Annotated in this window: 12 protein-coding genes; 7 read left to right on the forward strand and 5 right to left on the reverse strand. The window is 73.4% G+C overall.

All coding sequences use genetic code 11. The features are described from left to right. The first annotated feature begins 37 nt into the window (after positions 1–37). Genes FHX46_RS07500 through FHX46_RS07515 form a run of 4 tightly spaced genes read left to right on the forward strand, consistent with a single transcriptional unit; the run spans position 38 to position 4,535 of the window. Positions 38–697 carry a Crp/Fnr family transcriptional regulator gene (locus tag FHX46_RS07500; protein ID WP_208400047.1) on the forward strand — a complete coding sequence of 220 codons (660 nt, stop codon included), beginning with the start codon at positions 38–40 and terminating at the stop codon, positions 695–697. Positions 698–751: 54 nt separating this feature from the next. Continuing rightward, complete coding sequence (locus FHX46_RS07505; RefSeq protein ID WP_313886055.1) at positions 752–1,642, forward strand: hypothetical protein; 891 nt, start codon at positions 752–754, stop codon at positions 1,640–1,642. Continuing rightward, the gene (locus FHX46_RS07510) at positions 1,639–3,552 is read left to right on the forward strand and encodes a hypothetical protein (RefSeq protein WP_167111902.1); all 1,914 of its coding nucleotides are present in this window, start codon (positions 1,639–1,641) and stop codon (positions 3,550–3,552) included. Before FHX46_RS07505 ends, FHX46_RS07510 begins: the two co-directional genes overlap by 4 nt. Continuing rightward, positions 3,549–4,535 (forward strand): hypothetical protein, encoded by a 987-nt coding sequence (locus FHX46_RS07515; RefSeq protein WP_167111904.1) that lies wholly within the window; start codon positions 3,549–3,551, stop codon positions 4,533–4,535. Before FHX46_RS07510 ends, FHX46_RS07515 begins: the two co-directional genes overlap by 4 nt. Positions 4,536–4,571: 36 nt before the next feature. Here the strand turns inward: FHX46_RS07515 and FHX46_RS07520 are convergent, their stop codons facing one another. The 3 genes from FHX46_RS07520 to cobU are packed head-to-tail and all read right to left on the reverse strand — an operon-like array spanning position 4,572 to position 6,979. Beyond that, the gene (locus FHX46_RS07520) at positions 4,572–5,327 is read right to left on the reverse strand and encodes an adenosylcobinamide-GDP ribazoletransferase (protein WP_243871241.1); all 756 of its coding nucleotides are present in this window, start codon (positions 5,325–5,327) and stop codon (positions 4,572–4,574) included. A gap of 9 nt (positions 5,328–5,336) precedes the next feature. After that, positions 5,337–6,362, reverse strand: coding sequence for a nicotinate-nucleotide--dimethylbenzimidazole phosphoribosyltransferase (gene cobT / locus FHX46_RS07525; protein WP_167111906.1), 1,026 nt, complete (start codon positions 6,360–6,362; stop codon positions 5,337–5,339). Then, positions 6,359–6,979, reverse strand: a complete 621-nt coding sequence (cobU, locus tag FHX46_RS07530; protein ID WP_167111908.1) for a bifunctional adenosylcobinamide kinase/adenosylcobinamide-phosphate guanylyltransferase — start codon at positions 6,977–6,979, stop codon at positions 6,359–6,361. Before cobU ends, cobT begins: the two co-directional genes overlap by 4 nt. Positions 6,980–7,015: 36 nt before the next feature. Here cobU and FHX46_RS07535 point away from each other — a divergent pair, with 36 nt between their 5' ends. Together FHX46_RS07535 and FHX46_RS07540 are read left to right on the forward strand one after the other, a co-directional pair. Further along, complete coding sequence (locus FHX46_RS07535; RefSeq protein ID WP_167111910.1) at positions 7,016–7,948, forward strand: cobalamin biosynthesis protein; 933 nt, start codon at positions 7,016–7,018, stop codon at positions 7,946–7,948. Then, on the forward strand, positions 7,945–9,423 hold the full coding sequence (locus FHX46_RS07540) for a cobyric acid synthase (RefSeq protein ID WP_167111912.1): 1,479 nt from the start codon (positions 7,945–7,947) through the stop codon (positions 9,421–9,423). The genes FHX46_RS07535 and FHX46_RS07540 overlap by 4 nt, the downstream gene beginning before the upstream one ends. 15 nt (positions 9,424–9,438) lie before the next feature. On the opposite strand, the gene FHX46_RS07545 is transcribed toward FHX46_RS07540, so the two are convergent. Together FHX46_RS07545 and FHX46_RS07550 are read right to left on the reverse strand one after the other, a co-directional pair. Continuing rightward, positions 9,439–10,224 carry a DeoR/GlpR family DNA-binding transcription regulator gene (locus FHX46_RS07545; protein ID WP_167111914.1) on the reverse strand — a complete coding sequence of 262 codons (786 nt, stop codon included), beginning with the start codon at positions 10,222–10,224 and terminating at the stop codon, positions 9,439–9,441. Between the two features lie 120 nt (positions 10,225–10,344). Beyond that, positions 10,345–11,220, reverse strand: a complete 876-nt coding sequence (locus tag FHX46_RS07550) for a TetR/AcrR family transcriptional regulator (protein ID WP_167111916.1) — start codon at positions 11,218–11,220, stop codon at positions 10,345–10,347. A 183-nt stretch (positions 11,221–11,403) separates the two neighbouring features. On the opposite strand from FHX46_RS07550, the gene FHX46_RS07555 reads away from it, so the two are divergent. After that, positions 11,404–11,853, forward strand: coding sequence for a hypothetical protein (locus FHX46_RS07555; protein ID WP_167111918.1), 450 nt, complete (start codon positions 11,404–11,406; stop codon positions 11,851–11,853). Positions 11,854–11,893: the final 40 nt, after the last annotated feature.

Raw genomic sequence — 11,893 nt, forward strand, 5'->3', positions numbered from 1 at the left:
GGGGCGGCAGGTGAGGCAGTAGTCACGAACGGTGATCTTGTCCAACGTTCTACGTGGGTTCCGGGCTCTGATCGGCGAACGCCTGTGGGACGCACTTGTCTCCGAGGGCGCGACGCGCAGCTTCCCGTCCGGATCCTTCCTGTTGCGGCAGGGCGACCCCGGCGGTTCGGTGCTCGTGCTCCTGCGTGGCCGGGTGCAGGTCACCGGCCACGACCAGCAGGGCGCGGAACTCCTCGTCTCGTTGCGGGCCGGCGGTGACCTGGTCGGAGAGATCGCGGGTGTGCCGCAGATGACGCGGACGGCGAGCGTGCAGGCGATCGACCACTGCACCGCCCAGGTGCTCACCGCCGAGAAGTTCCGTGACTTCCTGAAGCGGAACCGGATCGACGGGCACTTCACCGACTACCTCCTCGGGAAGCTGTCCGAGACCGTGCCCTACCAGATGCAACTCGTGCACTTCACCGCACGGCGGCGGCTTGCCCGGCTCATGCTGGAGCTGGTCGTGCTCGCCGACCCGGGTCACCCGGACCGCATGCGCGTGCCGTTTTCGCAGGAGAGCCTCGCCCGTGCGCTGGGGTTGTCACGCAGCACGGTCGCCGAGCAGATCGCGGCGCTGCGCGAGCTGGGAGCACTCACTGCCGGACGGCGGCTCGTGGTGGCCGACCTCGACAAGCTGGCCGGCAGCGCCGGCTTGTGATGGTCGTCACCCGTGGAATTGTCCGGTGCCGGACAACTCCGCGGACGCGGTTCGGTGATCGTCGTGATCGCGCCGCACACCCCGGGTGCGGGCGGAAAGGCGATCACGATGACCAAGCACGACCACGTCGAAGCTCTGCCGCCGTATCGAGCGCTGCTCGTGGTGGACATCCGGCACTTCAGCGGGCGGCGCGGCCGGTTCCACGCGGAGCTGACCGACGCTGTGCCGCAGATCCTGGCGCAGGCGTTCCAGCGTGCCGGGCTGGACAGGATGTGGCGGGAGCACAAGTTCGGTGCGACGACCGGTGACGGCTACGTGGCGGGGTTCCCGGCCGAGGAGCTGCCGTTCCTGCTCAACCCGTTCCTGCCCGCGCTGCAGGAGGAACTGGAGTACCGCAACACCGTGGGCTGGCGTGCGGCCGGCGACGAGCCGTTGCGCATGCGGGTCAGCGTCAACGTCGGCCCGATGACGGACTCGGGCGGGAAAGCGCTGTCCGAGGGCAGCGGTGCGTCCCGGGTGGAGAACCACCGCCTGCTCGACTCGGACCCGGTGCGGGACCTGCTCACCCGCTCGGGAAAACCGACCTGCGTGGCCGCGATCGTGTCCGACCGGGCGTTCGCCGACGCCGTCGCCACCGGCTACACCGCCGAGGACGAAGACCTGTACGTGCGGGTGCCGGTGGACCAGAAGACCTACCACGGCACGGCTTACCTGCGCGTGCCCCAACCTTCGGGTGACCTGCTGAACCGCGGCTTCCGTGCGGAGGCGGACATCGACGACGAGCCGACCACGCAGGAGGCCGCACCGGTCAACTCGACCGTGATCCACCAGGCGAGCGGCCCGGTGCACACCGGTTCCGGCAACCAATTCCACGGGGACGGGCAGAACATCATGGGCTACAACAGCGGCAGCATCCAGCAGTCCTTCGGAGGGCGTGATCGATGACGGCGCCGGTGAACCAGACCGAGATCGCGGACGTGCGCGGTTCGGTGCACAGCGGCAGCGGTGATCAGATCGACAACTCCACCCATTACTACCAGTTCCTCCGCCTGGTGCGAGACGATCCGGTGCCGGCGGCGCGCCGGCCGATCACCGCCGGCGATCTGCGCTGGCTGCGGATCAGGTTCGAGCCCCCACCCGGGTTCGACAAGGCGGAGCGGGTGGTGACGGGCGGGGTCGTGGTCCTCAGCGGTCCGACCGGGTCGGGACGGGAGACCGCCGCCCGGATGCTGCTGTGCCCGGAGGGAGAGGAGGACAACGAGATCCACGAAATCGACATCGAGGCGGGCGCCGCTGCGGCCCTGGGGGACGTCGAAGCCGCAGATCGGCTCCTGGTCAACCTCTCCGATCTGGACCGGTGGACTTTCCACGGCTACCACCGGGAGTTGCGTTCCCTGGCGGCGGCGGTGGAGCAGAGCGGGGCGCGGCTGGCTGTCGTGATCAACCAGGTGCAGGAGGCGTGGCTCACCGACGAACTGCGGCGGCGGGTCGTGCCGCTGGGGCGGCCAGGTGCCGTTCCCGTGGTGCTCACCCATCTCGCCGCCGCCGGGATCGACCTGCCCCCCGATGGCGTCGATCGGGCGGCCGGAGAAGTCCTCGAGGCGGCCGCGATGAGCGAGCTGGCACGGGTGGCGTACCTGGTCGTCGCGGAGAGCGAGAACAGGCGCGGCGCGGCGGCGGACTGGCTGGCCGCGGCCGTCGAGGCGATCCGGGGCTATCCGGGGGAACTGGGGCAACTGCTGGACCGGCATCGTGACGGCCGGCAGCGGGCTCTGCTGTTCGCCGCGACCGCGTTCGCCGGCGCGCGGCTGGACACCGTGGCTGTCGCGGAGCGGACGCTGCTCGGGCTGATCGGCTTTCCGGAACCGGAGCAGCACTGGCTCGAACACGACGGGGTCGTGGGGCGGCTCGGGCGGCTCGGCGCCGAGGTGGCCGATCGGCGGGTGGGGTTCGGGCGCATCGGTTATGCGGACGCGGTTTTTGGCCGGCTGTGGGACGAATACGCCGGCCTGCACGAGGACCTCGAGCGCTGGATCGCGGACACGGTGGTGACGCCGCCTCTGGCGGACGACGAGCGGCGTCTTGCCGGCGACCGGCTCGGTGACCAGTTGCTGCGCAGCCGCGACGGTCGGTCGGTCGGTCGGGTCGCGCGGAGCTGGGCCACGCAGCCCCGGAGCGAGGTCCGGGTGCTCGCGTACCGGTTGCTGGCCCGCGCGGCGGTCGATCAGCACGTTGGGCGGGCAATGCGGAGACAGCTGTACGAGTGGGCGGAGGATCCCTCGCTGCCCGCCCGGCTCGCCCACATGATCCTCGCGGTGTGCGAGCGGGTGCTGACGCACACCCACCCGGACGTCGCGATCGTGCGGCTGCGCCTGCTGACCCTGCATTCCGCACCGGCGGTCAGCGCCGCCGCCCGGGAGGTCCTGGTCCGCCTGGCCGACGACGCGCGGCTGTCCCGGCGGATCCTCGCCGCCCTCGCGAAGTCGAGCAGGATCGATCACGCACTCTTCGCGGTGCTCGCGGCACCGCACCGGGTCGATCACCACCCGTGGACCCGGGCACGGCTGATCGAGTGCTGGCGGGCAGCCCTGAACGACCGTGCTGTGGAGCAATGGTCACCGCTGGTTCAGGCGTGGCTCGCGGAGGCCGGGACGCGGGCGGATCTTCTCGATGTCCTGGCCGCGGCGGCCGGTGACGACGAGGCCCGGGCAGCGCGGCTGTTCGTGGTGGCCCGGGACTGGGCGCGCCGGGCCGACGGTGGGGCGGCCGTGTTCGCCGCCCTGCGGGACCGGATCGACCGGCAACAGGGCGTGGCCGAGTGGTGGGACGACGGAAGAACGGAGCTCTCGCGATGAACAACCGGACGGTGGTCTCGGCAGGACTGGCAGTGGCGGCACTCCTGATCGTGTCCGCGCTACTGGGCGGGTGGGTCGCACTCGTCGTGGTGATCGTGCTGCTCGGCATCGGCGGTGTCGCGCTGGCTGCGGCCTACTCGCGGCCGCGGATCGCGCCGCCCGCACCGGCGCCGGCGGTGATGAGCGCCGAGTACGAGATCAGTGCGGAGCCGCTGCAGACGGCCGACCCGGACTACCGCGCCTTCTTCTCGGCTCAGGTGCACTGCCAGTTCACTGCCGGTCCGGGGGCGCGGGATGCCGCGAGCTGGGCGGTGCGGAGCATCCGTGACCGCGCCGCCGACATCGTGGCTCGCTACCAGCCGGAAGACCTGGCACAGGCCCAGCGCGACCTCGCGGTCGCGGTGGGGCAGGCGCTGGGGGACAGCGCGTCCCGCTGGGCGTGGGCCACACAAGTGACGCTGACTTTGTCCGACGACGACCGCGAGCTCGTGCAGCGCCGCATCGAATTGCGCAAGAAGGTCCGGCAATGGGAGGACGAGCGCGCGCTGGAGAAGGCTTTGCGTGCCTACCTCCGCGACGACGCGCTCGCGACTCCCAGCGACGCCCTGATCTGGTGGCTGGCACAGAACCAGGACCGGGTCGAGGACGCGGTGCGGATGCGCGGTACGTTCGCGCTGCTGTCGTCCGCGGTGCACGAGTCCGCGGTCTCCCCGTACTTCGCGGGCCTCGCGGCAGAGGCGGAACCGTCGGACGACCGGCAGCAAGCCGAGGCTGTCCGGGACGACCGGCCCAGTTCGCCCGCCGATCTCGCCGACCGGTTCGTGCGGGCACTCCACCCGGCGACGGAGGAGAAGCCGGAGCGTGAGCTGCTCCGGGACCGGCTGGCGTCCTTGATGGTCCGGGCCGGGCGGCCGGACCTCGCCGGTTCGCTGCGGGACCTGGGGGAGGGCGACGTGCCGGACAACGTCACCGCGTTGCGGTGAGCCGCGGGGAGGCCGGTCGGGTGAGCGGTCTCCCCGCTACGGCGCGAGGGCCAGCCAGGCCGCCGCGGCGGCGAACTCCACGCCGGCGCCGAGGACGTCCCCGGTGATGCCGCCCAGCCGGGCGGTGCACCGCCACACCACGACGCCCGCGGCGAGGAAGGCCGCGGCGACCGCGACCGGGCCGCGCCACCACGGTAGGCCGGGGGCGAGCGTGGCCAGTCCGGCGGCGACGCCGCACGTGAGGATTGTCCACAGGAGACGAACGCTGCCGGCCACGGTCGCGCCCAGGCCCTCCGGCCGCGCCGAGGGCACGCCGCGGGTGCAGCACAGCGCCAGCACCCACCGGCCGAGCAGCGTGCCCGCGAAGGCGGCGGTGACCCCGTGACCGGCGCCGATCGCGCCCGCTAGCGCTCCACATTGGACGATCAGCACGAGCACGAGCGTGGCGACGCCGGTGGGGCCCGAATCGCCCCGGCGCATGATGTCCAGTGCCCGGGTGCGGTCGAACGAGGCGCCGAGGCCGTCCGCGGTGTCGGCGAGCCCGTCGAGGTGCAGGCCGCGGCTGGCCAGGCCCACCGCGCCGACGGCGAGCCCGGCCACGGCGACCGCCGGTAACCGCAGGGCGTCTCCGGCGAGGACCACCACCCCGGCGAGCACCGCGAGCGGAACCGCTGCCAGCGGGGCCAGCAGCATGGCTCCGGCGGCGACCCGGCGGTCGATGACGCGCGGGGCCGGGGTCGGGAGCGCGGTGAGGGTGCCCACGGCCATCCGCAGCGCGTCGCCGGTCAGCATGGCGGCCGGTCAGGCGAGATCGGCCAGCAGGCCCATGTCCGCGATTACGGCACGCGCCGCGCGCAGCGTGGGGACCGCCTGGACCGCGCCGCTGCCCTCGCCGAGCCGCAGACCCAGGTCCAGGATCGGCGTCAGCCCCAGCGACTTGAGCGCAAACGCTTGCGACGGCTCGGTCGAGCGGTGCCCGGCCAGCCACCACCGCGCCGCGCCGGGCGCGATCTCCGCCGCCACCACCGCGGCCGCTCCGGAGAACACGCCGTCCAGCAGCACCGGCACCCCGCGCACGGCACCCTGCACCAGGAACCCGGCCGTCGCGGCCGCGCACGCGCTGCCCAGCGCGGTGAGCAGCTCGAACGGGTCCGCCACCCGCGCACCGGCCCGCTCGACCGCGGCGCGCACCACCGAAACCTTCCGCGCCCGCCCGGCATCGTCGACACCGGTGCCGGTGCCGACGACGTCCTCCGCCGGCACCCCGAGCGCCGCCGCGACCAGGGCCGCGGCCACGGTCGTGTTGCCGATGCCCATGTCGCCGGGGATCAGGAGGTCCGCACCGTCGTCGACCTCGGCGTCGGCGACCGCGCGGCCCGCCTCGAACGCCCGCCGCGCCTCGCCCGCCGCCAGCGCGTCCTCGACGTCGATCGACCCCGACCCGCGCCGGACCTTCCACGCCCGCACCGCTTCCGGCACGTCGGACAGATCCGCGTCGACCGCGATGTCCAGCACCCGCACACCGGCACCGGCCTCGCGGGCCAGCACGTTCACGCCGCTCTTGCCGGCCAGGAACACCCGCACCATCGCAGCGGTGACCTCGCGCGGATAGGCCGACAGGCGGCTCACGCCGTGATCACCGGCGAAGACCACCACGCGGGGCCGGGTGATCGGCGGCGGCGGAACCTGACCGGACGCGGCGCACAGCCACGCGGCGAGCTCCTCCAGCCTGCCCAGCGCGCCCACCGGTTTGACGAGCGCGTCCAGCCGCTCCAGCGCGGCGGCGTGCGCGGCCGCGCTGGGCACCGGGATGTCGAAACGGGTCACAGCAGAGCCCTTTCGTCGAGGTGCAGGATCCGTCCGGCCACCACCAGCTGCACGCTGTCGGCCTGCGCCGCGACGCGATCGTTGAGCGCCCCCAGCACATCACGGAACAGCCGCCCGGAGGTTGTCGCGGGCACCACACCCATGCCGACCTCGTTGGTCACCGCGACGATCGGCACGTGCGCGACCTGCCAGGCGTCGAGGAACTCCTCCAGCCGTTCGTCCAGCCGCAGCTCCCAGTCCCGTGCGCCCTCCCACGCGCCGACGTCACCGAGCACCCGCGTGACCCAGGTGCCCAGGCAGTCGATCAGCAGCGGGCGGGACGCCTTGCGGACGGTCGTGGCGAGGTCGCCGGTCTCCACCGTGTGCCAGTTCGCCGGTCTGCGGGCGCGGTGCAACGCGATCCGCGCCGCCCAGTCGGGGTCGTCGCCGGTGGGCACCGGGCCGGGCGCGACGTAGACGACTTCGGGATGGCGGGCCATCAGACGCTCGGCGTGGCGCGACTTGCCCGAGCGGACCCCGCCCAGGACCAGCACCTTCGCCTCGTCGTCCCCGTACCGGCGGAGCAGCCGGGCGGCGGCCTCCAGTGAGGCGGCCAGCCGCTGGGTCAGCTTGGTCATACCCGGCATTGTCGTGCACGGGCTACCGTGCCGTGTGTGGTGTATGCAAGATCGTTGACCGCGCTCGGTCTCGTGGCGGGATACGCGCTGGACGCGGCCCTCGGCGACCCGCGGCGCGGTCATCCGGTGGCGCTGTTCGGGCGGGCGGCGCACGCCCTGGAGCGCCGTGTCTGGGCCGACTCGCGCGCCCGCGGAGCCGCGTACGCCGCGACCTGCGTCGGCGCCGCCGCCGGGTTGGGGGCGCTCGCCCAGGCCGCGACGCGCCACCGCCCGGCCGGCCGGGTCGTGGTGACCGCGCTGGCAACGTGGACCGTCCTCGGTGGCCGGGGCCTGGCCGCCGAGGGGGAGGCGATGGCGGTGCGGCTCGAGGCCGGGGACGTGCCCGCGGCGCGGCAGCGGCTGGGGCACCTGTGCGGGCGCGACGCTTCCGGGCTGGACGAGAAGGGCCTGGCCAGGGCCGCCACCGAGTCGATCGCGGAGAACACCAGCGACGCCGTCGTCGCGCCGCTGCTGTGGGGCGCGGTCGCCGGGCTGCCCGGGCTGTTCGGGTACCGGGCGCTGAACACGCTCGACGCGATGGTGGGCCACCGCACGCCGCGGTTCGCGCGGTTCGGCTGGGCCGCCGCCCGCGGCGACGACCTCGCCAACCTGCTGCCCGCTCGTGCCGGAGCGCTGGCCACCGCGCTGTGCGCCCGCGTTGTCGGGGGCCGGCCGGGACGCTCGGTGCGCGTGTGGCGCCGGGACGCCCGCCGGCACCCCAGCCCGAACGCCGGGCAGATCGAGGCGGCGTTCGCCGGCGCGCTGGACGTGCGGCTGGGCGGGGTGAACAGCTACGGCGGCCGCGTCGAGGACCGCGGCACCCTGGGCGACGGCCCCGCCCCGGACGCCACCGACGTGCGCCGCGCCGTCCGGTTGTCGCGAGCGGTCGGGCTGGCCGCGCTCGTCCTCGCCGCGGGGCTGGCCCGATGAGGGGGCTGCTGGTCGCCGGTACCACCTCGGACGCCGGGAAGAGCCTGGTCACCGCGGGCATCTGCCGCTGGCTCGCCCGCCGCGGGTTCCGGGTCGCGCCGTTCAAGGCGCAGAACATGTCCAACAACTCGATGGTGTGTGCCGACGGCGCGGAAATCGGCCGCGCCCAGTGGCTGCAGGCGATCGCCGCGGGCGCCGAACCGGAGGCCGCGATGAACCCGGTGCTGCTCAAGCCGGGCAGCGACCGGCGCAGCCACGTCATCGCCCTCGGCAAACCGTTCGGCACGCTGGAAGCGGGCGAGTTCGCCACCGGCCGCGGGGAGCTGGCGCGCATCGCCTTCGCCGCGTTCGAGGACCTGCGCGGCCGGTTCGACGTCGTGGTGTGCGAGGGCGCGGGCAGCCCGGCCGAGATCAACCTGCGCCAGGGCGACTACGTCAACCTGGGGCTGGCGCGCCGGTTCGGGCTGCCGGTGGTCGTGGTCGGCGACATCGACCGCGGCGGTGTCCTGGCCGCCATGTACGGCACGGTCGCGCTGCTCGGTCCCGAGGACCAGGCGCTGCTGGCCGGCTGGGTGGTGAACAAGTTCCGCGGCGACGAGACCCTGCTGCGTCCCGGGCTGGACCGCATCGCCGAGCTCACCCACCGGCCGGTGCTCGGGGTCCTGCCCTGGCTGGACGGGGTGTGGATCGACTCCGAGGACGCGCTGGCCGCCGCCGGATGGCGGCACGAGCAGCAGCCGGCGGGCGGACTGCGGGTCGCGGTGGTGCGGTTCCCGCGGGCCTCGAACGCGACCGACGTGGACGCCCTCGCCGCCGAACCGGGTGTAACCGTCACGCTGACCGCCGATCCGGACACCGTGCGCAGCGCGGACCTGGTGGTGCTGCCCGGAACCCGGGCCACCGTGGACGACCTGCGGTGGTTGCGCGAGCGCGGGCTCGACGACGCGCTGGCCGCCCGTGCTGCGGCAGGCCGTCCGGTGCTGGGCATCTGCGGTGGTCACCAGATGCTGGCACAGACCATTGTGGACGATGTGGAGTCCGGCGCCGGGACGGTGACCGGGCTCGGTTTGCTGCCCACCACGGTGACGTTCCGCGAGGAGAAGGTGCTCGGACGGCCGGTCGCGCGGTGGCGCGGGCACCACGTCGCGGCCTACGAGATCCACCACGGCAACGTCTCCCTGGCCGCGGAGGACGGCGTCGAACCGTTCCTCGACGGCTGGCGCCGCGGCGCGGTGTGGGGCACCACCTGGCACGGCACGTTCGACAACGACGGCTTCCGGCGGGCATGGCTGGCGGAGGTGGCGGCGCAGGCCGGTGTGTCCTGGTCACCGGTGCCGGGGGCGCCCGGGTTCGCGGCCCTGCGGGAGTCCATGCTCGACCGGCTCGCCGACGCCGTCGAGGCGTGTCTGGACACCGGTGCGCTGCTGCGGCTGATCGAGCAGGGCGCGCCGCCCGGCCTGCCGCTCGTGCCGTGACCCGGGGCCTGCGGATCAGGCCAGTGTCACCCGCACGCCCTCCAGCTCGAAGGCCGATACCAGGTCCGGTTCGGCACCCGAGTCGGTGATCAGCAGGTCGATGTCGAGGGTCGAGCAGATGCGCGCGAACGCGTAGCCACCGAGCTTCGAGCTGTCGGCCACCACCACGACCCTCTTGGCGCGGTGCGCGAGCAGCTTGTCGATCGCCGCCTCGGCCTCGTGGTGGGCGTAGGCCCCGCGCAGCGGGTCGACCGCGTCGACCCCGAGGAACGCCAGGTCGAGGCTGACCTCCTCAAGCACCATCCCGGCGAGGTGCCCGGTCAGCTCGAACGACTGCGGCCGCGCGACGCCTCCGGTGCTGACCAGCCGGATGCTCTGCCGCACGGCCAGTTCGTGCGCGATGTTCACCGCGTTCGTCACCACGGTCAGCACCGGGGAACTGCCGCGGTCGTTGAATTCCGGCCGGGCCGCGATGGCGCGGCTCACCTCGGTGGTGGTGGTTCCGCCGTTGAAGCCGAGCACCATTCCGCGGTTGACGAGCCGGGCGGCGGCTTCGGCGATCCGCCGGTTTTCCCCGGTGTGCCGCGCACCGCGACGACGGCCGGGCAGGTTGTAGGCGACATTCCCGGCGACCGCACCGCCGCGCGTTCTGGTGAGCAACTGGCGACTCGCCAAATGGTCCAGGTCCCGGCGAACGGTCGCGGGGGAGACGTTCAGCTTCTCCGCCGCCTGCTCGACCTCGATCCGGCCCTGCTGCCCGATGATCTCCAGCAGGGTGTCGAGCCGCTCATGCCGGTCCACGTATCAGTAATACTCGCTCGCGCGCGGCTTGTGAACACTGATCAGCGCCCTGGCCGCCACGTGGAAAACGCGGATGCGGTCGGAAAAACACCCACAGCCCGGCGGGGGCGACGCGGGAAGTCAGCCGTCCACAATGTCCTGTCGCGGGGCGAACAAGTCCTCGGCGTTGTCCAGCCGTGCGCGCAGCCGCGCCAGGCCGGCCTCGGTCCACGTGACCTCCGGGTCGGGTTCGAGGTAGGTGAGCGTGATCGCGGCCAGGCCCAGGGCCGGCAGCGACCAGTCACCGCTCGCCCCGCCGATCGAGGCCGGCACGCGCTGCTCCGCGAGTTCCGGTGTCGCGGTCGCTTTGGTGATCAGCCCGCGCACCAGCGCGTTGCCGAGGTGGGCAATCGTCTCGAACGACACCCCGGGGTGGGCGGGCCGGAGGCCGAGCAGGTCGGCGACCACTCGGTGGCTGTGCGCGATCCGGCCGGTGAAGGTCCGTTCCGATGCCGCGAGGGCGGCGGTCACCTCGTGGCGCAGATCGCCCTCGGGCAGCCCGGCCACCGTCACGGTCAGGGCCAGGTAGGTCCGCCACTGCGGGGAGCCGAGGATGTGCTGGAAATCGAGCAGCGTGGTCTCCCGGATCAGCTCGGCGGCCGCGGCGCGGCGGCCATCCGGAGTGGTGAGCGTGTCCAGCCGCTCGGAGAGGATCCGCCGGACCAGTGCGCTCGCCGCATCGCTGCCGGTGGCGGCGAGCGGGGCCTCGCCGGCGGCGAGTTCCAGCAGGAGGTCGCCGAGGAACGCCTCCTTGTTCGGCCACCTGCGGTAGACCGCGCTGCGCGCGACCCCGGCCTGCCGGATGAGCTCCTCGAGCTGGATGTGGTCCAGGCCCACCCGGAGCCCGTCGCGGGCGACCGCGGCCGCCGCGGTGGTCAGCAGTAGCCGCTCGGTCTCGCGGTCGGACAGCCTGGGCCGCCGCTTCCGGCCGAACGCCGCTGTGGGATCAGGTTGCACCGGACACCTCCATTGAGACATGATATCCCAAGTATCATCAACCACAGGCAAGGGGAACATCATGACGCGAGCGGCCAACACAGCGCCGCAACCGGCCAACACAGCGCGACGAACGGCAAACACGGCGCGCCGACGGGCAAACACGGCGCCGCGGCGTGTTTGCCGGGCGGGAAGGTGAGGGGCGTGTCCGAGACGGTGAACCGGCTGAACGGCGGCAGGCGGACGAGCCGGGCCGCGGTCGCGATCGGCGCGGGGCTGGTCCTGCAGCTGCTGACGATCGCGGCGGTCCTCCTCGCGACGGGGGCGATCGAGGAACACCTGCGTGGCGTCTACGCGCAGTACCGGCCGGACCAGGCGGAGCGGGCCGGCGGGATCGTGGTCACGTACCTGCTGGTGGTGGGCGTCCTGGGCGCGGCAGGGTGGCTGCTGACGGCGTGGGCGCACCGGCGACGCACTCGCTGGACGCGGGTGCTCGCGTGGACGTTCCTGGTGCTGGGCACGCTCCTGGCGGTGACGAACCTGGCGATCACGGAGTACGGCTCGCGGCTCGTCCCGCTCTGGCTCGGTGTGGCCGGCCTGGTGCCCTCACTCGCCGGGCTCGCGGCGGTCACGCTGCTCCATCGGGAGCGCTAGGGCTGGGCACGGGGCGGGCCGGCGCGACTGCGTTGTCGCG

Origin of the sequence: Amycolatopsis viridis (assembly GCF_011758765.1) — a bacterium.
Lineage (GTDB): Bacteria > Actinomycetota > Actinomycetes > Mycobacteriales > Pseudonocardiaceae > Amycolatopsis_E > Amycolatopsis_E viridis.

Coding starts and splice junctions, on each gene's coding strand:
- cobU (WP_167111908.1), bottom strand. CDS start 6,979: ATGACCAAGCTGACCCAGCGGCTGGCCGCCTCACTGGAGGCCGCCGCC.
- FHX46_RS07510 (WP_167111902.1), top strand. CDS start 1,639: ATGACGGCGCCGGTGAACCAGACCGAGATCGCGGACGTGCGCGGTTCG.
- FHX46_RS07515 (WP_167111904.1), top strand. CDS start 3,549: ATGAACAACCGGACGGTGGTCTCGGCAGGACTGGCAGTGGCGGCACTC.
- FHX46_RS07520 (WP_243871241.1), bottom strand. CDS start 5,327: ATGCTGACCGGCGACGCGCTGCGGATGGCCGTGGGCACCCTCACCGCG.
- FHX46_RS07540 (WP_167111912.1), top strand. CDS start 7,945: ATGAGGGGGCTGCTGGTCGCCGGTACCACCTCGGACGCCGGGAAGAGC.